This window comes from Pseudazoarcus pumilus (genome assembly GCF_002872475.1).
In the GTDB taxonomy this organism is placed as follows: Bacteria; Pseudomonadota; Gammaproteobacteria; order Burkholderiales; family Rhodocyclaceae; genus Pseudazoarcus; species Pseudazoarcus pumilus.
Window position 1 is genome coordinate 428,844 of the sequence record NZ_CP025682.1, and the last position, 21,673, is coordinate 450,516.

Sequence of the window (21,673 nt, forward strand, 5' to 3'; positions counted from 1 at the left end):
GACCCTGCCCGCCGGGCGCATGCCTGAACTGCGCATGATGACCATGCCGGCCGACGCCAACCCGGCCGGCGACGTGTTCGGCGGCTGGATCATGGCGCAGGTCGACATCGCCGGCTCGATTCCCGCGCATCGTCTGGCGCGCGGGCGCGTGGTCACCGTGGCGGTCAATGCGTTCACCTTCCGCGAGCCGGTCTCCATCGGCGATCTGGTGAGCTTCTACGCCGAGGTCGTGCGCGTCGGCCACTCGTCGATCACGGTCGATGTAGAGGTCTTCGCCGAGCGCGACCCGAGCGCGCCCAAGGTGGTCAAGGTGACCGAGGCGACGCTGACCTATGTCGCGCTCGACGAGGAAGGCAACAAGCGGGCGGTCCATCCGCCGGGCGAGCCCCGCTAAGCCGCGACAGGAGGCAGTCATGAGCCATTTCATCGTGCGCAGGGTGGCGGTGCTCGGCGCCGGCGTGATGGGTGCGCAGATCGCCGCGTATTGCGCCAACGCCGGCCTCGAGGCGGTGCTGTTCGATCTGCCCGGCGAACACGGTGGCAGCGTCGCGGCCGAGCAGGCGATCGAGCGTCTGGACGCGCTGCGTCCGCCGCCGCTGGCCACGCCGCGCCACGCGCGTGCGATTCGTGCGGCCAACTACGACGACGACCTGGCGCTGCTGGGCGAGTGCGAGCTGGTCATCGAGGCCATCGCCGAACGCATCGACCTCAAACGTGCGCTGTTCGGCCGCATCGCTCCCTTCCTGCGCCACGACGCGGTGATCGCCACCAACACCTCGGGTCTGTCCGTGCACGAGCTCTCCGACGCGCTGCCGGCGCCGTTGCGCGCGCGCTTCTGTGGTGTGCACTTCTTCAACCCGCCGCGCTACATGGCGCTGATCGAGTTGATCGCCGGGCCCGATACCGAGCCCGCGCTGCTCGACCGGCTCGAGTCGTGGCTGACCACGCGGCTGGGCAAGAGCGTGGTGCGCGCGCGCGACACACCGAACTTCATCGCCAACCGCATCGGCATGTTCGCGATGCTCGCAGTGATGCATCACACGACGCGTCTCGGCCTGGGATTCGACGAGGCCGACGCGCTCACCGGGCCGGCCATCGGCCGGCCGCGCAGCGCCACCTTCCGCACCGCCGACGTGGTGGGCCTGGACACGCTGGCGCATGTCGTCGCCACCTTGCGCGATCGTCTGCCCGACGATCCCTGGCATCCCTGGTTCGGCGAGCCCGAGTGGCTCACGCGGCTGCTCGCACGCGGTGCGCTCGGCGCCAAGAGCGGCGAGGGCGTGTATCGCAGGGACGGCCAGCGCATCCTCGTACTCGATGGCGACGACTATCGTGAAAGCGCCGCGCGCATCGCCCCCGAGGTCGCCGACATTCTCGCCGAACGTGACCCGGCAAAACGCCTCGAGCGCTTGCGTGCGTGCCCGCATCCGCAGGCCGAACTGCTGTGGGCGAGCTTCCGTGACCTGTTCCACTACGCCGCGCATCATCTGGCCGCCATCGCCGACAATGCACGCGAGGTCGATCTGGCCATGCGCTGGGGCTTCGGCTGGGCACACGGGCCGTTCGAGACCTGGCAGGCGGCCGGCTGGCGTGCGGTGGCCGAGGCCATCGCCGCCGACATCGAGGCGGCTCGCGCGATGGCCGACGTTGCGCTGCCGGACTGGGTGACCGCGCGCGACGGAGTGCACGAGACGGCGGGTTCGTGGAGCGCGTCCGACCGGCGACTGCATCCGCGCACCGCGCTCACCGTCTATGTGCGCCAGTCGACGCTCGAACGGGTGTACGGCGAGCACGCGCCGGAACACGGCGATGAACTGTGGCGCAATGCCGGCGTGCGCCTGTGGCGCCGGCCGGATCTGGACCCGCGCGTGGGCATCGTGTCGTTTACGACCCGCGCCCACGTGATTGGCGAAGAGGTGCTCGACGGGCTCGCCGAGGCGCTCGCGCGCGCCGCGCGCGATCTGGACGCGCTGGTGATCTGGCACGAGCCGCCGTTCACGCTGGGTGCCGATCTCGCGCAGGTACTCGAACTTTGCGACGCCGGTGAGCATGCGCGACTCGAACGCATGCTCGAGCGCTTCCAGCACACCTCGCTGGCAATGCGCTCGTGCGCGGTGCCGGTGGTGGCCGCAGTGCACGGCATGGCGCTGGGCGGCGGCTGCGAATTCCTGATGCATGCGGCGCATCGCGTATTCGCGTTCGAATCCCAGGTCGGTCTGGTCGAGACCGGCGTGGGTCTGATTCCCGCTGGGGGCGGCTCGACCGCGCTGGCTGTCAGGGCCGATCGGTTGGCGCGCCTGACGCGCTCGGGCGATCCGTTCGCCTTCGTCGAGCACGCCTTCGCGCATGTCGTGGGCGCGAGCGTGTCGACCAGCGCACCCCACGCGCTGGAACTCGGCTATGCGCGCGAGGCCGACGACATCGTGATGCATCCGCGCGAACTGCTGTACGTGGCACTTGTGCGTGCGCGCAGCCTGGCCGATGCGGGCTGGCATGCGCCATTGAAGCCGCGCGACATCGTGGTGGCAGGGCGTGAGGGTATCGCCCGGCTGGAGGCGGGGCTCGATGATGCCGGCGCGGGCGGACGGATGTCCGCGCACGACCGGCGGGTGGCGCGCGCCGCGGCGGTGGCGCTGTGCGGCGGCGACGTCGCGGCCGGCACGGCGGTGTCCGAGGACTGGCTGCTGGCAGTCGAGCGCGAGCAGTTCATGGCGTTGCTCGGCACACCCGCGACACAGGCGCGCATGCGCCACACGCTCGACACCGGCAAGCCGCTACGCAACTGAGCGGCGCGCCGGAGGCGAAGGTTCCGGTCCGACCGTAGGTCGTGACGAGCGCAGCGAGTGCGACATCCCCGCCTCCAGCGGCGGCGTCGGAATTCGCCTGCGGCTCATCCCGACCTTGTATGTTGAAGGTGACTGCCTGAGCAACTCGTAGGTCGCGACGAGCGCAGCGAGTGCGACGCACCAAGCTGACACATGCCACTGCGTCGGCCCTCGCTGCGCTCGCCCCGACCTTGTATGTTGAAGGTGACTGCCTGAGCAGTCGATGTAGCCGATCACCGGGGAGGCCGTACCGACCCTGAGGCAGCGCGATGCTGACCTCGTATGTAGAGCGGCCCCCCGCCTCATTGCCGACTTCGAGGAGTATCCGAAAGCCAGCGCTGAGCTGGACTTTGCATCACAAGGTCGAAGTGGCAAAAAGTACGAGGTCGGGGAAGCCGGTGTTCACAGGTACCAAATCTTGCGCTGGAGGGAAAGCCCATGTGTGTGGTGGGAATCGATATTGCCGCCAAGAGTTTCGATCTGGTCGTACGCCGCAACGGCACCAATGCCAAGGTGCGCCGCTTTGAGCAAACCCCTGCGGGCCACGCCCAGGCTGCGGCGCATCTGAAGAAGCTCGCGCCCGAGCGGGTGGTCATGGAGGCGACCGGAGTGTATTTCGTGGATTTGGCTGTGGCCCTGCACGCGGCCGGCCTGCCGGTGAGCGTGATCAACCCGCGCAGCTTCAAGCACTTTGCCCAGATCAAACTCAAAGGCAGCAAGACCGATGCGATCGACGCGGCCTTGCTGGCCGAATACGCCCAGCGCATGGCGCCCGCGCTGTGGGTGCCGCCGGCGCCCGATCGGCTGGCCTTGCGCGATCTGGGCCGTCAAATCAACCGCCTGATCCACGCCCGCACCCAGGCCAAGAACCGCCTGCATGCGCTCCAGGCACGTCGAGACGTCTCCGCGCTACTGATCGACGATGAGCGCGAAGGCATCGAACAACTCGATGCGCGCATCGAGCGGCCCAAAGGCGCTGCGCAGCAACGCATCGAACAGTGCGCGCAACTGTCGGTGATGGCCCAGCACCTGCGTTGTGCCAAAGGGCTCGGTGCGGCCAGCACGCTGGCGATCCTGGCTGAGTTGTGCGTGTTGCCCACGCAGATGAACAGCGCGCAGGTCAGCTGCTTTGCCGGACTGGACGTGCGCCTGAACCAGTCGGGTAGCAGCGTGCACAGGCCCGGGCGCCTGTCCAAGGCCGGGAACGCCTATCTGCGCGCAGCCCTGTTCATGCCGGCCATGGTCGCCGTGCAATCGGACCCCAACGCCAAGGCCTTCTACGAAGCCTTGCTCGCCCGCGGCAAAAAACGCATCCAGGCCTTGTGTGCGCTCATGCGAAAAATGCTCACCGGAATCTGGGCGTGCATCCGCAATGGAACCCCGTTCGATTCGAGCCGACTGTTCAGCTGCGCTCAGACTCTTTTAAAGGCTTGACCGTCAACGGAGTATCTACGACTGCATTGCCTGCCAGGTCGGATGCATCAGCCGGCCGGCGGCACCGTGTCCTTGAAGCTGTCGCGCTCGAACATGCGCTCGACCAGGGTGGTCAGCGCGGGGCGGCCGGCGCGCCAGTCCACGTGCGGCACGCGCAGCTCGATGAAGCCGGCGGTGACCGCCGCGGCGATGTCGCCGATGCTCATGTGATCGCCATGCAGCCAGGTGCGGCCGCTGGCCAGTTGCTCGAGGCGGTCGAGCCCGCGTTCGATCTTCTGCAACTGGCGGCCGATCACGTCTTCGCTGCGCTTGTCTTCCGGGCGGCGACCTTCGAGCACGATCGCGACGGTGGCATCGGTGATGCCGTCGGCCAGCCCCTCGAGCTGACGTACGCGCACCGCCTCGCGTGCGTCCGCAGGGATCAGGCGCGGATCCGCGCCCAGGGTCTCGAGCCAGGCGACGATCACCGGCGAGTCGAAGAAGGTCTCGCCGTCGTCGGTGATCAGCACCGGCACCTTGCCCAGCGGATTGACCTCGGGCACGGTGCTGGTCGGCTCCCAGGGGGAGTCGACGACGAGTTCGAAGGGGATGTTCTTCTCGGCCAGCGCGACGCGCACCTTGCGCGCGTACGGGCTGGTCGGTGTGGCGACGAGTTTCATGGACGCTCTCCGTTGACGTTGCTTGCGGCTTGGTCCGTTCAGCCTACCCGATGCCGGGCCGAAAGCCGAGGGCGTGCTTTTACGGACGCTTCGACGCACATCACAACGGCGCCCAGCTGCCTTCGATGATGCGCCGCAGTACGTGCAGCTTGCCGCCGAAGAAGTGGTCGGCACCGGGTACGACCGACACCGGCAGGTCCTGTTCGCCGGCCCAGTCGAACAGATTCTGCAGCGAGCAGGTGTTGTCCTTCTCGCCGTGGATCAGCAGCGTCTGTGCGGCCTCGGGCAGGTGTTCGGTATCGTAGTAGCGGTCGGCGCCGATCATCTCGCCGCAGGGCGTGCCGACCAGCGCGATGCGTCCCGGCGGCGTGGGCGAGGCGCCCAGACGCCTGGCCACGCAGCTCGCCACGTAGGCGCCGAACGAGAAGCCGGTCAGCGCCAGCGGAAGCGCGCCCCAGCGCGACTGCGCCCAGGCGATCACGGCGAGCATGTCCTCGGTCTCGCCGTGGCCTTCGTCGTGCGTGCCTTCGCTGGCGCCGACGCCGCGGAAGTTGGGGCGGATCGTCGCGTAGTTGAGGTCACGCATGGTGCGCGACAAGGTGTGCGCAACCTTGTTGGTGTTGGTGCCGGAAAACAGCGGATGCGGGTGACACACCAGCGCGATGCCGCGCACTTCGTGTGGCAGGTCGAGCAGCGCGTCGATCGCGCCGGCCGGGCCGCGCAGTTCGATCTGCTCGGTCGGGATGGGGCGGGCCATCAGGAATCTCCAAGTTTCAGTCGTTTCACGATGCGGCCATGGACGAGATGTTCGTCGATGATCTCGTCGATGTCCTCGCGATCCACAAAGGTGTACCAGACGTCGTCCGGATAGACGACCAGTACCGGGCCGTCGTCGCAGCGGTCGAGGCAGCCGGCCTTGTTGATGCGCACCTTGCCGCGGCCCTTGAGGCCCAGCGCGCGGATGCGATCCTTGGCGTAGGCCTGCATGTCGGCCGAGTGATGGTCGTTGCAGCAGCTCTCGCCCTCGGCGCGCTGGTTGCAGCAGAAGAAGACGTGGTGGCGAAAATAGCTCATCGGGTGCTCCGTCCGGACGGCGCGTAGGCCTGGACAAAGGCCCGATTATACCGGCCGGGGCGCGCTCAGCCCTCGTGCAGGTGCTCGCCGCGCCACAGTCCGAGCGCCGACAGGTAGGCCAGCGCGACGAACGGCCAGGCACCGGAGACCACGCGCACCAGGCCGTGGAAATTCTCGAAGTTGCCCGTGATCAGGCGCTGCGTGCCGGTCAGGTAGGGGTTCTCGGGGATCAGGTTGGCGAGCGTCGCCGCGCCCAGCAGCGCCATGCCGGCGATCGCGTGCTGATGCACGCGCGGCAGCCACAGCGTCAGCACGAGCAGCACGGTGCCGATCAGGATGCCGTTGCGCGTGCCCGGCGTGAGCCACAGCATCGGGTCACCCGGTACGTAGAAGATCGACGACGCCCCGGCCTTGGCCGCGATGCCCATGACGAGGATCAGCAGGATCGGCCAGGCGCGCGTGCGCTGCATCATGCAGCGCGCGAACAGCCCGATGGCGAGCAGGCCGCAGGCGACCATGGCCGCTTCGAGCGCGATGAACGGGCGCGGCTGGAAGGACATCGGTGTGGGCAGTCCGAGCAGGCGACGCAGATCGCCGGCGCCGAACAACGAGGTGTCGGGCATGAACTGGGCGAGCAGCCACAGCGCCAGCAGCACCAGGCCCAGATCGCCGGTGCGCCCGGGCACGACGGTGGCCGCGCGCCAACCCAGCAGACCGCCGCCGCGCTCGAACAGCCTGCGTCCGCACAAAGCGCCGGCCACCGCGCCGATGAGCGCGCCGAGTGCATTGCAGCCCAGGTCGACGTTGCTGGAAATGCGGCTGGGGAGGAAGTTCTGCGTGGTCTCGACCGACAGGCTGAGCAGCGTGCCCAGCAGTGTCGCCAGCACGATGGCGGCGACGGCCGACAGCCGGCGCGGCAGTGCCGGCACCAATACGAAGCCCAGCGGCATGTAGCCGAGCACGTTGACCGCCAGATCCTCGGCGCGCACGTACTTCGGCCATGGCGCGAACAGGTAGTCGAACAGCGGCAGGCCGCTGTAATGCCAGCCGGAGAACGGGTACAGGCAGGCCCAGGCGATGAGCAACGCACAGCACGCCGCGAGATACTTCGGCAGCGGGCTCATGCGTCCCCCATGTCAGCGCGCCGTGTGATGCGTGGCGGCGGCTGCGTGGTGGTGGCCGGCGTGCGGGCGATGGTGACTGGGACGACCGACGTAGCCGCCCACGATCATGCCGAAGGCGCTGACCACCAGACCGTAGAGCTGCGGCTCGACGTCACCTTCGGGCACGAACAGTTCCAGCACGAGCCAGGTGCCGATGCCCAGTACGATGGCAAGCGTCGCGCCCAGGTTGTTGGCGCGCTTCCAGAACAGGCCGAAGGCCAGCGGCACGAAGGCGCCGGCCAGCGTCACGCGGTAGGCGCTCTCGACCATGTGATGGATGGTCGCCGTCGTCGACACCGCATACAGGGCGACCATCACGCAGAACGCGCACACCGCCAGGCGCGTGACCAGCAGCAGCTGGCGGTCGCTCATCGCGGGCCAGAAGCCGCGCACGATGTTCTCCGAGAAGGTCACCGACGGGGCCAGCAGCGTGCCCGAGGCGGTGCTCATGATCACCGAGATGAGCGCGCCGAAGAACACCACCTGTGCGGCGAAGGGCATGTAACCGACGATCAGGCTGGGCAGGATGAGCTGCGAATCCTCGGCCATGAAGCGCTCCACCATCGCCGGGTCGATGAGTGTGGCCGAGTAAGCCAGGAACAGCGGCACGGCGGCGAAGAAGAAGTAGGAGATGCCGCCGATGGTGGTGCCCCACACCGCGATGGTCTCGTTCTTCGACGAATTGACGCGCTGGAACACGTCCTGCTGAGGGATCGACCCCAGTGCCATGGTCAGCAGCGCGGCGATCCAGGCGAGCATGTCGAGCGCGTCGAGCGTGGGCAGGAACTCGAACTTGCCCTCGGCCGCCGCCTTTGTGATGACGGTGTCGAAGCCGCCGGCCATGTCGCCGGCCAGCCAGGTCACGTAGAGCAGGCCGAGGATGATCACGATCATCTGCACGAAGGTGGTCATCGCCACCGACCACATGCCGCCGAACAGCGTGTAGACCAGCACCACGCCGGCGCCGATGAACACGCCCTGATTGATCGTCACCAGCCCGTCGGAGAGCACGTTGAACACCAGCCCCAGCGCGGCCATCTGCGCGCCGACCCAGCCCAGGTAGGAGACGATGATGGCCAGCGACAGCGCCACCTCGGTGCCGCGGTTGTAGCGCACGCGGAAGAAGTCGCCGAGCGTGAGCAGATTCATGCGGTAGAGCGGGCGCGCGAAGACCAGGCCGAACAGCACCAGGCAGATCGACGCGCCCAGCGGGTCCGAGATCAGCCCGCGAAAGCCCTCGTCGATGAAGGTCGCCGAGATGCCCAGCACCGTCTCGGCCCCGAACCAGGTCGCGAACACCATCGCCAGCACGAACACGAAGGGCAGGTTGCGCCCGGCGACGATGTAGTCGCGCGCGTTGTGCACGCGGGTGGCCGCATACAGGCCGATGGCGACCGAGACGGCGATGTAGGCGATCACGAGCCAGAGCAGCATGGTCGGTCCTTCCGGGCGGGTTGGGGGCGGCGTTGCGTGGGCGCAAGTTTAGCAACGAATCGGCGCAGGCGAGTGCGCCGCATCGCGTGCGATCGCGGACTATTTCAGCACGTCGAGCGCAAGCCCGTGGGCCGCCGCTGCAAGTCGATCGTCATTGGTCCACAGCGCCTCGCAGCCATGATCGAGGGCGCACGCCAGATGCAGCGCATCGGGCGTGCGCAGTCCGAAGCGGGCGCGCAGCTCGGCCGCCTGGATGAAGCTCTCGACTCCCAGCGGCAACTGCACGAAGCGCGTCAACGCCGACTCGAAGCGGGCGCGTAGCGCCAGGTCACCGGTTCGCATTGGCTTGACCAGGCATTCGAGGTGCACCAGCGGCGAGATCGCGAACTGCGCGTCGGCGCGCCCGGCGATGGCTCGTCGCACGCGCGGGGCGAACAATGGGTCGTCCTCGATTGCGTAGATCAGCAGGCAGCTGTCGAGGTAGATCATTCCCACGCCGCGCGTTCGGCCGCGATGCCGGCCTCGATGGCTTCGTGGTCGCGCCTCATGTGGGCGGGCAGCGGGTGTTCGTCGAGCCAGCGCAGGAAATCGGCGCCGAGGCCGGGTGCGGTGGCGGCATGCTCGGCGACCAGTCGTGCGACCGGCTGGCCGCGATTGGCGATCACGACCTCCTCGCCCGCCTGCGCGTACTTGACGAGTTGGGAGAGGCGATTCTTAGCGTCGAGGATGTTGATCTGCATGCTGCGCCCCTGTTCATGCGTTAAAGGCTAGCAGATCTGGCCAGGTTGGCCAAGTTCAGCCGAAGCGCGTGTACAACTCCAGCGCGAGCAGCGCGGCGAGCGCCACGCCGATCAGTGCCAGCCACCGCCCCTGGCGCCGTTGCGCGGCGACGAGGCGTTCGAGTTCGTCACCGCGGCCGCGGCGTTGACGTTCGTGCTCGACCAGTGCCGCATGCACCAGGCGCGGCAGCTGCGGCAGCGTCGTCGCCCAGTTCGGCGCTTCCGTCTGCAGCGACTGGACGAAACCGCGCACGCCCAGCTGTTCTCCCATCCAGCGCTCGAGGAAAGGCTTGGCGGTCTTCCACAGGTCCAGATCGGGGTCGAGCTGACGGCCCAGCCCCTCGATGTTGAGCAGCGTCTTCTGCAGCAGCACCAGCTGCGGCTGCACCCCCATCTCGAAGCGGCGCGCGGTCTGGAACAGGCGCAGCAGCGTCTTGCCGAAGGAGATGTCCTTGAGCGGCTTGTCGAAGATCGGCTCGCACACCGTGCGGATGGCCGCCTCGAAGTCCTCGACGCGGGTCTTGGCCGGCACCCAGCCGGCCTCGATGTGGGCCAGCGCCACGCGCCGGTAGTCGCGCTTGAAGAAGGCCAGGAAATTCTGCGCGAGGTAGTTCTTGTCCTCTTCGTTGAGCGTGCCCATGATGCCGAAGTCGAGCGCGATGTAGCGCCCGTCGCGATGCACCAGGATGTTGCCCGGATGCATGTCGGCGTGGAAGAAGCCGTCGCGGAAGACCTGAGTGAAGAAGATCTCGACGCCCGCGCGCGACAGCGCGGACAGGTCCGTGCCCTGTGCGAGCAGCGCATCGTTCTGCGAGATCGGCACGCCGTGCATGCGCTCCATCACCATCACCTCGCGCCCGCACCAGTCCCAATACACCTCGGGCACCAGCAGCAGGCGCGAATCGGCGAAGTTGCGCCGCAACTGCGAGCAGTTGGCCGCCTCGCGCATCAGGTCGAGTTCGTCGTTCAGATGCTTGGAGAATTCCGCCACGACCTCGCGCGGCTTCAGACGCCGCCCCTCCGCCCACAGCTTCTCGAGCAGCATCGCGGCCGTCTCGAGCAGTGCGATGTCGTGCGAGATGACACGCTCGATGCCGGGGCGCAGGATCTTGATCGCCACCTCGGTACCATCGGGCAGCTCGGCGAAATGCACCTGCGCGACCGAGGCCGAAGCCACCGGCTCGCGCGCGAAGCGGCGAAACACCTCGTCGACCGGCTGGCCGTAGAAGGCCTCGAGCACGGCCACCGCCTGCTCGGCGGGAAACGGCGGCACGCGATCCTGCAACAGCGCCAGTTCGTCGGCCACGTCGGGTGGCAGCAGGTCGCGCCGCGTGGAGAGCATCTGGCCGAACTTGACGAAGATCGGCCCGAGCGACTCGAGCGCACGGCGCAGACGCACTCCGCGCGGTTGCGAGAAGCGGCGCCAGAAGAAGAAGAACTTCCACACGCGTGCGAGCCGCCCGCTGGCGTCGACGTCGAGCACCACGCGATCCAGGCCGAAGCGCAGGCTCACGAAGACGATTCGGGCAAGACGGAAGAGACGCACGTGGGCTCGCGGCAGGGTGGCAAAACAGCGACTTTAGCCCGAAAGCCGGTGGCGAGAAACCGCAGGCCTTCAGTCCAGGGCCATCACACTCTCCAGCGCGGCACGCAATGGTGCGGCGCTGGCCCGAACGAAACGGTCGGTCAGATGCTGGTTGTCCCGGAACACCGGCACACCATGCGCGGTGATCGCCGAGCAGCGGCCGTCGGGGCACACCAGCGGGGCCGGATCGAATACGACGACGTTGGGCAGCCCGCGAGCCGCCTCGCGCAGGTGCCCGGCGATGCGCGCGGCCTTCTCGGAGGACGGCTTGCCGCGACAGGCTTCGATCAGCGGGAAGTGTTCCTGCTCGCGCGCGCGGGCCAGGCATCCTGGCCCGTCCATGCCCAGGTGCGGCGTACCGGCCAGCACGAGAATCTGCCCCACGTGCGGCGACAGCCGGGCGAGGATGCGCCGGCTGCCCTCGATCCATTGCCTGGCGTCGAGTGCGGAACCGTTGCCGCTGCCGATGATCACCGCCTCCGGCTGTTGCGCGACGATGGCATCGATGGCGTCCGCCCGCCACCGGCTGCAGATCTCGAAGATGCCGCCGATGCGCTTGTAGAAGATATCCTCGTCGACGATCGGACACGCCGACTTGGTGAGTACTACGACGCGCCACTGCGGCGGCGGGAACAGTGCCGGAAAGGCGGAAAACCATTGCGCGCCGATGCTGTCCCCGATGAACACCACCGTGCGGGAGGCCTCCCTCTCGCCGAACACGCAAGGGGACAGTTCGGCGCTGCTGATCCAGCTGTCGCAGCCCATGCGATAGATCACCGGCATGTCGAGACGGATGTCGAGTTCCGGGTCACGCTTGGATCGTTCGCCCGAAGAAGGTGCCCACAAGGCATGCAGGGATCCTGCGAACGCGATCGTGATCGCCAGCAGGCCGGTAAGCATGACCGGTCTTGGCGCGAAATGGCTGAGGTGGCCTTTCCAGAATGGCAGCTCGATCAGACGGTAGGTGAGCATCGCCAGCAGCAGGGTGAGAAGAAGCAATGCGGCCGTTTCCGCCGCGCTGTGATCGAAACCGAGTGCTGCGCCAAAGGTGAGTACCGGCCAGTGCCATAGATAGATCGAGTAGGAGCGGTCGCCGATCCACACCAGCCGGACGTCCGCCAGCGGATTTCGCGTTGCCGTGATGCCGCCGGCGATGATCGCTGCCGCGCCCAGGCTGGGCGCGAGCGCGTGGATGCCGGGATAGGGCGTTGCGGTGTCGAGCGAGATGGCGCTGACGAGGACAAGGGTCAGCCCGCAACCCAGTGCGAGCAAGGAGGCAGTGCGGTTGAGACGCACAGTGCCGCGATCGATCGCCAAGCAGATGGTGGCGCCGAGCGAGAATTGCCAGATGCGCGCGGGCATCTGGTAGAAGGCTTGAATCGGCGCCAGATGCGTCCACAAGACGCAGGCGAGCATCCCGACCAGCGTCAGCGCAGCCAGTGCGGTGAGCGCCCGCACGCCGCGCGTCGACAGCCACAGGACGCCGGCGAGCAGTGGTGGCCAGATCAGATAGAACTGCTCCTCGACGCCCAGTGACCAGGTGTGCAGGAACAGGTCGCGTGCGCCCAGTTCGTCGAAGTAGTCGAGTGTGCGCAAGGCGAAGAACAGATTGCTCGTCCAGCTTGCTGCGAACGGGGTCGATGCGAGCATTGTCCGCGCTTCTTCGCGCGACAGCAGCCAGGCAGCGGCTGCCGTCGTCAGCGTCATCATCGCAAGCAGCGCGGGCAGCAGACGGCGCAGGCGGCGCGCATAGAAGCGGGCCATGGCAATGCGGCCGTTGCGAGCGTGCTCCGCGACCAGCAGGGCGCTGATCAGATAGCCGGAAAGCACAAAGAACACGTCCACGCCGACGAAACCGCCCGCGATGCCAGGCACTCCGGCATGAGCGAGGACGACGAGAATGACCGCCAGTGCGCGCAGTCCCTGCAGATCGGGTCGGAATGTCATGCGGGAATTGAGTTGCCGATGTCATGTATGCGAATGGCAACTCTAGCGGAGTTCTTCGCAGCGCACGTCGGCGCGAATGTGCATTACTTCACGCCGGTGATGGATAACGCATGGCGATCATGCGGACCGTGTTGCCATGGGTCGGCCGCGATGAAACCAACGCTTACCCGGCCGGGCGGGCGCGATCCGCTATAATTGCGCCCTTTTCCGAGCACATCGTTTCATGAGCGCCGAACCCAGGATTCACCTCGCCGAACTGCTGCAGGCTGCGCTGACCAGCGTTGCGCCCGATCATGCCGACACGCCGGTGCATATCGAGCGACCCAAGCAGGCCGGGCACGGCGACTTCGCGAGCAATCTGGCATTGCAGCTGGCCAAGCCCTTGCGGCGCAATCCGCGCGAGCTGGCGGCGATGCTGGTGCGAGAGCTGCCCGCCTCCGATCTGGTCGTGGCCGCCGAAGTGGCGGGCGCCGGTTTCATCAACTTCACGCTGGCTGATGCGGCCAAGACGGCGGTGGTGCACGACGTGCTCGCCCGGGGCGAGACCTTCGGTCGCGGGGCGCGCTCGGGTGTGAAGGTGCTGGTGGAGTTCGTCTCGGCCAATCCGACCGGGCCGCTGCACGTCGGTCACGGGCGCGGCGCGGCCTATGGCGCCTCGCTCGCGGCGGTGCTCGACTTCGCCGGTTGCGACGTGAGCCGCGAGTACTACATCAACGATGCCGGCCGGCAGATGGACATCCTCGCGCTGTCGACCTGGCTGCGCTATCTGGCACTGGTTGGCGTCGAGGTGCCGTTCCCGCCCAACGGCTATCAGGGCGAATACGTCGTGGCGATGGCGCGCGAGCTGTTCGCGGCACATGGCGATCGTTTCGGCCGGGTCTGCGCCGCCGACGTGCTCGTCGGCACGCCCGGGCTGCCGGCGCCCGAACGCAAGGATGACGAGGCCGCACGACAGCGCGAGGCGCATCTGGATGCGCTGATCGCCAGCGCCCGCCGCCTGCTCGGTGAGGATTACGCCTGGGTGCACGGCTTCGCGCTCAACGCACAGCTGGGCGATTGTCGCGAGGATCTGGGCGAGTTCGGCGTGCATTTCGACCACTGGTTCTCCGAGCGCAGCCTGTTCGATACCGGTCTGGTCGAGCGCGCCGTGGGACAGCTCGAACGCGCTGGTCACGTGTATGCGCAGGACGGCGCGAAGTGGTTCCGTTCGACCGATTTCGGCGACGAGAAAGACCGCGTGGTGCAGCGCGAGAACGGTCAATACACCTACTTCGCTTCCGACATCGCCTACCACCTGAACAAGTACGAACGCGGTTTCGACCGCATCATCGATGTGTGGGGGGCGGATCACCACGGCTACATCGCGCGTGTCCGGGGCGCCATCGCCGCGCTGGGGCTGGCGCCGGAGAAGCTCGAGGTGTCGCTGGTGCAGTTCGCGGTGCTCTATCGCAACGGGCAGAAGGCCTCGATGTCTACCCGCTCGGGGGATTTCGTCACGCTGCGCGAGTTGCGCGGCGAGGTCGGCAACGATGCCTGCCGCTTCTTCTACGTGCTGCGCAAGAGCGACCAGCACCTGGACTTCGACCTGGATCTGGCCAAGAGCCAGAGCAACGAAAACCCGGTCTACTACATCCAGTACGCGCATGCGCGCGTGTGCTCGGTGCTCGCGCAGTGGGACGGTGCGGTATCCGACCTGGCCGAGGCGGATCTGGCCCCGTTGGCCGGCGAGCGCGAACTCGCCCTGTGCGCGCGGCTGGGCGCCTTCGCCGAAGTCGTGCAAAGTGCCGCTGCCGACTATGCGCCGCATCAGATCGCCTTCTACCTGAAGGATCTGGCCGGCGACTTCCACGCCTGGTACAACGCCGAGCGCATGCTCGTCGACGACGAGGCGGTACGATTCGCGCGGCTCGCGCTGGCCGCCGCAGTGCGTCGCGTCCTGGCCAACGGACTGGCCCTGCTCGGCGTCTCGGCGCCGGAGTCGATGTAAGTGTGCACCGGAGGGAGTGAATGACGCGACAGACCAAGCCACGCCGGACGCCGCGCCGCCTGACCGTCAAGCAGACGCCGCGGCGCAGCGGCATCGTCGGCGGCCTGTTCGTCGGTCTGGTGCTGGGCGCCTCGCTGGCGGCCGGATCCGCGTGGTATTTCACGCGCAACTCGCCGTTCCAGTCGCCGCACCGCGTGGTCGCGCCGATCGGCGCGGAGCCGCTCGCCCTGCCGGGCAAGCCGGGCGACGAGCCGGTGGTCAATCGCGATTTCGATTTCTACACCATCCTGCCGCGCGGCGGCGAGGATCCGGCCGCCGTCGCGCCGCCCGCAGCCGAGCAGGCCGCGACTGGCGCGCCGCCGCCGTCGGTCGAGCGCCTGTACCTGCAGGTCGGCGCTTTCGAGGATCCGTCCGAGGCCGACAACATGAAGGCGCTGCTCGCCCTCAACGGGGTCGAGGCGGTGGCGCAGCGCACGCGTCTGGACGATGGCCGTGTCGTGCACCGCGTGCGCGTGGGTCCGTTCGCGCGGCCCGAGGACATGGCCTCGGTACGCACGCGGCTGAACACCGCCGGTGTCAGCGGCGTCGTCGTGCAGGGCAATTGAGCGGGCCGAAAGGGAACGTCGCCGGCCGCGCAGCGTCTGACCTGCGTCTGCAAACCGAACCGAAGGGAATCCCAAGCACATGAACCGTCGTCGAATCTTTCTCCAGGGCACTGCCGCTGCGTTCGCGCTGTCTGCCGTGCCTCCGTCGCTGATGGCCGCCGAGCGCTACCAGAGGCTCAAGGTGCCGGTCCCGCAGGAGGCCGAGGGCCGCATCGAGGTCATCGAGTTCTTCCACTACGGCTGCCCGCATTGCCGCAACTTCCATCCGTTGCTGCAGGCGTGGAAGAAGAAACTGCCCGAAGATGTAGCCTTTCGTGCCGTGCCCGCGATCTGGGGTAACGAGCAACTGCGCGGCCTGGCGCGCCTGTATTACGCGCTGGAGCGTTCCGGCACGCTCGAGGGCCTCGAGAACGACATCTTCAAGGCGGTGCAGGACGACAAGCGCCCGATCTTCGACGCCGACGGCGTGCGCGCCTGGCTCGAGGGCCGCGACGTCGATGTCGACCTGGTGATGGAAACCTACGAATCCTTCGCCGTGCAGGGGCTGGTTCAGCGCGCCGACCAGATCGCGCGCGCCTATCGCATCCAGGGCGTGCCGACGATGGCCGTTGGCGGCCGCTACACCACCTCGGCCACGCTCACCGGCAGCCATGCCGCCACCCTCGAAGTCGTCGACGAGCTGATCGCGCGCGTGCGCGGCAAAGCCTGACCGTCGCGCCGCGGGCTTGCCTCGCCGGCGGCGAGCGCTTAACGTGGCGTCATGGGCCGGCTGCGCCGCTTGCGATGACATCGACAAGGCGTTCCGGCCACCCGACACAACGAGGAGGGCCCGCATGGCCGACGCTCCGCAAGCCCTTCAGGAGGGCGATCGCAGGGGGCGACAGCGCTTCGTCGCGAAACGTCGTGGCACGCACTGTTTCTGGGTGCAGTGCAACGGACAACGCGAACCGCTCGCCGATCTCTCCCTGGAAGGTTTCGCCGTCGCCGCTCGCATCGAGTGCGAAGGCGTGTTCGCGGTGATCCTGCATCGGGCCGGCGTGCCCGACGAGATCGCCGCCACGGCGCGGGTCGCGAACTGCTTCGACGGGGCGGACGGACCACAGTGCGGTTGCCTCTTCGAGCAGTTCGAGGGCGACGGTCGCGAGCGCCTGCACGACTGGCTCGTCGCCCATGTCATCGCCACGGCCTCGGTGCCGATCACCGAGGCCGACGCCGAACGCATCGTCTCCGGGCCCTCGCTGATCTGAGCCCGGCCACAACAGTCCCGGCCTGTCTGCCGGAAAGGACGCCATGACCCGCAGTAACCCGGTCGACCGCGTTGTCGACGCCGTCGCAGCCGATATCCCGCAACGTCTTCCCGCCGCCGAGGCGAGCCGCGTCGCCCCCTTCGTGCGTCACTGGTTCGATGGTGTGGACCCGGCCGACCTGGCCGCCGTCGCCGTGCCCGATCTGTGCACCGCACTGCTCAGCCACTGGGACCTGATGCAGCGCCGCACACCCGGGCGCACGCTGGTGCGCGTGCTCGACCCGTCCACCGATGCGCAAGGCTGGGGCTCACCGCATACCGTGGTGCAGATCGTCACCGACGACATGCCCTTCCTCGTCGACTCGGTCACGATGGAACTCAACCGCCGCGGGCTGACGCTGCATCTGCTCGTGCATCCGGTGCTGTGCGTCGAGCGCGATCAAGATGGCGTGTTGCGCGGAATCGGGGCCGGACACGGTTGCGAGGTGCCCGCCCGCCTCGAATCGGCGATGCACATCGAGGTCGACCGTCTCTCCGACGCCGCCGCGCGCGACGCCCTGCGTGACGACCTGCTGCGTGTGTTCGACGACGTGCGCGCGGTCGTCGAAGACTGGCCGGGCATGCGCCAGCGGCTGATCGACATCGCCACCGCAATCGACCCGTCGCGCCTGCCCGTGCCGGTCGAGGAGACAGTCGAGGCCGGCGCGCTGATCGACTGGCTGCTGGCCGACAACTTCGTGATCCTGGGATGTCGCGACTACCTGCTGGCCGGCGACGGCGAGCGTCTCGACATCGTCGCCGGCAGCGGTCTGGGCCTGCTGCGCGAGCGCCCGGGGGAGACGGTGTCGTCGGCCTTCGCCGCGCTCTCGCCCGAGGTGCGCGAGCAGGCGCGCGCGCCGGAACTGCTGACCCTGACCAAGGCCGGTTCGCGCTCCAGCGTGCACCGGCCGGGCCGCCTGGACTACGTCGGCGTGCGCACCTTCGACTCCGACGGTCGCGTCGCCGGTGAGCGGCGCGTACTCGGCTTGTTCGCATCCACCGCCTACAGCGCGAGCCCGTGGAAGATTCCGATGCTGCGCCGCAAGGTCGAGCGCGTAATCACGCGTGCCGGCCTGCTCGCCGGCAGTCATGCCGACAAGGCCCTGCGCGTGATCCTCGAGCGTTATCCGCGCGACGAACTGTTCCAGATCGACACCGATACGCTGTTCGAGCATGCGATGAGCATCCTGCGTCTGGGCGAGCGTCAGCGCACGCGGCTGCTCACGCGGCGCGATCCGTTCGGACGCTTCGTCAGCTGCCTGGTCTTCGTGCCGCGCGAGCACTATGACACCGCGCAGCGCAGGCGTATCGAGGCCGTACTGCTCGACGCCTTCGAAGGCGAGAGCGCCGAGTTCGACGTGCAACTGTCCGAATCCCCGCTGGCGCGCATCCTGTTTACGGTGCGTTCGGGCAGCACCATTCCCGAGGTCGATGCGGCCGCGGTCGAGGCGCGCATCGTCGAGGCCGCGCGCCCGTGGAGCGATGCCTTGCGCCAGGCGCTGGTCGTCGCGCGCGGCGAGGCGCGCGGCCTGGCGCTGTTCGAACGCTGGGGAAACGCTTTCCCGGCCGGCTATCGGGAGAGTGTCGCGGCCAGCGACGCGCTCGACGACATCGCACGCCTGGACGCCCTGGCTGCGCCCGACGATCTGGGCATGTGGCTGTTCCGTTCGTCGCAGGCCACCGGCGGGGGCATGCGCTTCAAGCTCTATCGGCTCGACGCGCCGATGCCGCTGTCGCAGTGTCTGCGCCAGCTCGAACGCATGGGCGTGCTGGTCATCGACGAGCAGCCCACCGCGCTGCGCCGTGCGGACGGCCGGCGCGCGTGGATTCATGATTTCGGCCTGCAGTGCGAATGCGGCGACGGACCCGACATCGACGCCGTGGGCGCGCTGTTCCAGGAGGTCTTCGAGCGCACCTGGCGTGCACAGGCCGACAACGACGGCTTCAACCGGCTCGTGCTGGTCGCCGGCCTGAACTGGCGAGAGATCGCGGTGTTGCGCGCCTGCGCGCGCTACCTGCGTCAGGCTGCTTTCCCGTTCAGCCAGGACTACATGGAGCAGGCCCTGGCCGCACATCCGGACATCGTGCGCCTGCTCGTCGACCTGTTCGTGTGCCGTTTCGATCCGGCGCGGGACGAAGGCCGCGAGGCCGAGTGCGCGCGGCTTGCAGAGGCCATTGCTCAGGCCCTGGAACAGGTCGCCAACCTCGACGAGGACCGCATCCTGCGCCAGTTCCTCGCGCTCATCGAAGCGACGCTGCGTACCAACTGGTTCCGCATCGGCGAAGATGGCGCGCCGCGTCCGGTGCTCGCGTTGAAGCTCGACCCGCTGGCCGTGCCGGGATTGCCCGAGCCGCGTCCGATGTTCGAGATCTTCGTCTCGTCGCCGCGCGTCGAAGGCGTGCACCTGCGCGGCGGCAAGGTCGCGCGCGGCGGCATCCGCTGGTCCGACCGCATGGAGGATTTCCGCACCGAGGTCCTCGGCCTGGTCAAGGCGCAGATCGTCAAGAACGCGGTGATCGTGCCGGTCGGTTCCAAGGGCGGCTTCGTCGTGCGCCGCCCGCCCGTCGAGGGCGGACGCGAGGCGGCGCAGGCCGAGGGCCTGGCCTGCTACCGCCTGTTCCTGTCGGGCCTGCTCGACGTCACCGACAACCTCGAACGCGGCCGCGTCGTGCCGCCGCCGGGCGTGGTGCGCCACGATGGCGACGATCCGTATCTGGTGGTGGCCGCCGACAAGGGTACGGCGACCTTCTCGGATCACGCCAACGCGGTCTCCGCCGAATACGGTTTCTGGCTCGACGATGCCTTCGCCTCGGGCGGCTCGGCCGGCTACGACCACAAGAAGATGGGCATTACCGCGCGCGGCGCGTGGGAGTCCGTCAAGCGCCACTTCCGTGCCGTGGGGCGCGACATCCAGAACGAGGATTTCACCGTGGTGGGCATCGGCGACATGTCGGGCGACGTGTTCGGCAATGGCATGTTGCTGTCGAAGCACATTCGTCTGGTCGCGGCCTTCGACCATCGTCACGTCTTTCTCGATCCCGACCCGGATGCGGCCAAATCGTGGGACGAGCGCGCGCGCCTGTTCGCGCTGCCGCGATCGACCTGGGACGACTACGACAAGTCGCTGATCTCTGCCGGCGGCGGCGTGTGGCCGCGCAGCGCCAAGTCGGTGCCGCTCTCGCCCGAAGTGCGCGCGGTGCTCGACGTCGAGGCCGAGCGGCTGACGCCGGCCGAACTCATTCGCGCCATCCTGCGCGCGCCGGTGGATCTGGTCTACAACGGCGGCATCGGCACCTACGTGAAGTCCGCGGCCGAGAGCGACGCCGAGGTCGGTGACCGCGCCAACGACGCGGTGCGCGTCAACGGTGGCGAGCTGCGTTCGCAGGTGGTCGGCGAAGGCGGCAACCTCGGCTTCACGCAGCGCGGACGCATCGAGTACGCGCTGGCCGGCGGACGCATCTTCACCGACGCCATCGACAACTCCGGCGGGGTGGATTGCTCGGACCACGAGGTCAACATCAAGATCCTGCTCGGCGAGATCGTCGCCGATGGCGAACTCGAGCGGGCCGCGCGTGACCACCTGCTCGCCGACATGACCGACGAAGTCGCGGGCATGGTGCTGGCCGATAACTACGCCCAGGGCGAGGTGCTGGAGATGAGCGCCGCAGGCGGGGTTACGCTGCTCGACGAGCAGGCCGACTTCATGCTGCGCCTGGCGCGCGCCGGGCGGCTCAACCGCAAGCTGGAGGCCTTGCCGCTGGACGAGGATCTGGCCGAGCGGCGCGCCGCCGGGAACGGCCTGGTCATGCCCGAACTGGCCGTCCTGCTGGCCTATTCCAAGATCGAACTCTACGACGAGGTGCTGGCCTCCGACGTGCCCGACGATGCCTTCGTCGCGCGCGCCTTGCCGGCCTATTTCCCCGCTCCGATCCGCGAGCGCTGGGGCGAACGCATCGCCACCCACGCGCTGCGTCGCGAGATCGTCGCCACGGTGGTGGTCAACGAAGTGGTCAACCGTTGTGGCGCCACCTTCGTCGACCGCATCCGTGCCGAGACTGGCGCACCCGCGCCCGATATCGTGCGCGCCTTCGTCGCCACCTCGGAAGTGTTCGCGCTGGACGCTTGCTGGCGCGACATCGCGGCGCTCGACAATCGCGCCCCGGCGGCGCTGCAGGTGGCGATGCGCGTGGAGGCGCTGCGCCTGGTGCGCGGCGCCACGCTGTGGTGGTTGCGTCATCCGCAATGGCTCGCCGATCTGGGCGCGACGGCACGGCATTTCGCGGCGGACGTCGCCATGCTGGCGGAAACTCTGGGCGAGCGCATCGCGCCCGAACACCGTGCCGCGCTCGCCGAACGTGCGGCCGCGATGACAGCCGAAGGCGTCCCCGAGGCGCTCGCGCTGCACGTGGCCGGGCTGCGCGCGCGGCTGGCTTCGCTCGACATCGTCGATCTGGCCAGCGAGCACGGTCTCGAGGCCGGCCACGTCGCCGAGGTGTATTTCGCGCTCGCCGCCGAGCTGGACCTGCGCTGGGTCACGCTGCAGATCGATGCGCTGTCAGCCGATTCGCGCTGGCCGTCGCTGGCACGCAGCGCGCTGCGTGCCGACCTCTCGGCCGAGGCACGGCGTCTGGTCGGCGAGGCATTGGCGTGCGACGAGACACGTGACGCCGCGGCCCGCGTCGCGGCCTTCGTGCAGGCATGCGGCGATCGTCTGGAGCGCTATCGCGCGCTGGTCACCGAGATGCGCGGCGGCAGCGCCGACATGGCGATGCTCTCGGTACTGATGCGCGCGCTGCGTGGGCTTGGGTAGGTCGCCACGAGCGCAGCGAGTGCGACGCCCCGCGCAACAGCCGAGGTGGCGCGCAATAACTGAAAGGCATTGCGCCGTATGGGCC

The 21,673-nt window shown here is 68.2% G+C and carries 17 protein-coding genes; 8 read left to right on the forward strand and 9 right to left on the reverse strand.

Annotation, left to right across the window (positions count from 1 at the left end; genetic code table 11):
- The first annotated feature begins 37 nt into the window (after window positions 1–37).
- The 3 genes from C0099_RS02020 (at window position 38) to C0099_RS02030 (ending at window position 4,259) form a co-directional block, all read left to right on the forward strand.
- Window positions 38–394 (forward strand): acyl-CoA thioesterase, encoded by a 357-nt coding sequence (locus C0099_RS02020; protein WP_199797671.1) that lies wholly within the window; start codon window positions 38–40, stop codon window positions 392–394.
- 19 nt (window positions 395–413) lie between these two features.
- Window positions 414–2,786 carry a 3-hydroxyacyl-CoA dehydrogenase/enoyl-CoA hydratase family protein gene (locus tag C0099_RS02025; protein ID WP_102245893.1) on the forward strand — a complete coding sequence of 791 codons (2,373 nt, stop codon included), beginning with the start codon at window positions 414–416 and terminating at the stop codon, window positions 2,784–2,786.
- A 477-nt stretch (window positions 2,787–3,263) separates the two neighbouring features.
- On the forward strand, window positions 3,264–4,259 hold the full coding sequence (locus C0099_RS02030; RefSeq protein WP_102245894.1) for an IS110 family RNA-guided transposase: 996 nt from the start codon (window positions 3,264–3,266) through the stop codon (window positions 4,257–4,259).
- Window positions 4,260–4,306: 47 nt separating this feature from the next.
- Here C0099_RS02030 and C0099_RS02035 read toward each other — a convergent pair whose 3' ends face one another.
- The 9 genes from C0099_RS02035 to C0099_RS02075 form a co-directional block, all read right to left on the reverse strand.
- Complete coding sequence (locus tag C0099_RS02035; RefSeq protein ID WP_102245895.1) at window positions 4,307–4,918, reverse strand: glutathione S-transferase; 612 nt, start codon at window positions 4,916–4,918, stop codon at window positions 4,307–4,309.
- Window positions 4,919–5,018: 100 nt separating this feature from the next.
- Window positions 5,019–5,675 carry an alpha/beta hydrolase gene (locus C0099_RS02040; RefSeq protein ID WP_102245896.1) on the reverse strand — a complete coding sequence of 219 codons (657 nt, stop codon included), beginning with the start codon at window positions 5,673–5,675 and terminating at the stop codon, window positions 5,019–5,021.
- Window positions 5,675–5,992, reverse strand: coding sequence for a (2Fe-2S) ferredoxin domain-containing protein (locus C0099_RS02045; protein WP_102245897.1), 318 nt, complete (start codon window positions 5,990–5,992; stop codon window positions 5,675–5,677). Before C0099_RS02045 ends, C0099_RS02040 begins: the two co-directional genes overlap by 1 nt.
- A 65-nt stretch (window positions 5,993–6,057) precedes the next feature.
- Window positions 6,058–7,116, reverse strand: coding sequence for a VanZ family protein (locus C0099_RS02050; protein ID WP_102245898.1), 1,059 nt, complete (start codon window positions 7,114–7,116; stop codon window positions 6,058–6,060).
- A gap of 12 nt (window positions 7,117–7,128) precedes the next feature.
- The gene (locus C0099_RS02055) at window positions 7,129–8,589 is read right to left on the reverse strand and encodes a sodium:solute symporter family protein (protein WP_102245899.1); all 1,461 of its coding nucleotides are present in this window, start codon (window positions 8,587–8,589) and stop codon (window positions 7,129–7,131) included.
- A 99-nt stretch (window positions 8,590–8,688) separates the two neighbouring features.
- Entirely contained in the window at window positions 8,689–9,078 is a 390-nt protein-coding gene (locus C0099_RS02060; RefSeq protein ID WP_102245900.1) for a type II toxin-antitoxin system VapC family toxin, read from the reverse strand.
- On the reverse strand, window positions 9,075–9,329 hold the full coding sequence (locus C0099_RS02065) for a type II toxin-antitoxin system Phd/YefM family antitoxin (RefSeq protein WP_102245901.1): 255 nt from the start codon (window positions 9,327–9,329) through the stop codon (window positions 9,075–9,077). Before C0099_RS02065 ends, C0099_RS02060 begins: the two co-directional genes overlap by 4 nt.
- A 55-nt stretch (window positions 9,330–9,384) precedes the next feature.
- Window positions 9,385–10,914, reverse strand: coding sequence for a ubiquinone biosynthesis regulatory protein kinase UbiB (gene ubiB, locus C0099_RS02070; RefSeq protein WP_102245902.1), 1,530 nt, complete (start codon window positions 10,912–10,914; stop codon window positions 9,385–9,387).
- Window positions 10,915–10,983: 69 nt separating this feature from the next.
- Window positions 10,984–12,900 carry an acyltransferase family protein gene (locus C0099_RS02075; RefSeq protein ID WP_102245903.1) on the reverse strand — a complete coding sequence of 639 codons (1,917 nt, stop codon included), beginning with the start codon at window positions 12,898–12,900 and terminating at the stop codon, window positions 10,984–10,986.
- A 223-nt stretch (window positions 12,901–13,123) separates the two neighbouring features.
- On the opposite strand from C0099_RS02075, the gene argS reads away from it, so the two are divergent.
- From argS to C0099_RS02100, 5 genes are all read left to right on the forward strand, one after another.
- On the forward strand, window positions 13,124–14,887 hold the full coding sequence (argS, locus tag C0099_RS02080; protein WP_102245904.1) for an arginine--tRNA ligase: 1,764 nt from the start codon (window positions 13,124–13,126) through the stop codon (window positions 14,885–14,887).
- Between the two features lie 20 nt (window positions 14,888–14,907).
- Window positions 14,908–15,492: an SPOR domain-containing protein gene (locus C0099_RS02085; protein WP_102245905.1), complete on the forward strand. Its 585-nt coding sequence runs from the start codon at window positions 14,908–14,910 to the stop codon at window positions 15,490–15,492.
- A 79-nt stretch (window positions 15,493–15,571) separates the two neighbouring features.
- Complete coding sequence (locus C0099_RS02090; RefSeq protein WP_102245906.1) at window positions 15,572–16,201, forward strand: thiol:disulfide interchange protein DsbA/DsbL; 630 nt, start codon at window positions 15,572–15,574, stop codon at window positions 16,199–16,201.
- Between the two features lie 124 nt (window positions 16,202–16,325).
- Entirely contained in the window at window positions 16,326–16,739 is a 414-nt protein-coding gene (locus C0099_RS02095) for a PilZ domain-containing protein (RefSeq protein ID WP_102245907.1), read from the forward strand.
- Window positions 16,740–16,782: 43 nt separating this feature from the next.
- A complete protein-coding gene (locus C0099_RS02100) occupies window positions 16,783–21,588 on the forward strand; it encodes an NAD-glutamate dehydrogenase (protein WP_102245908.1) in 4,806 nt (1,601 codons plus the stop codon).
- Window positions 21,589–21,673: the final 85 nt, after the last annotated feature.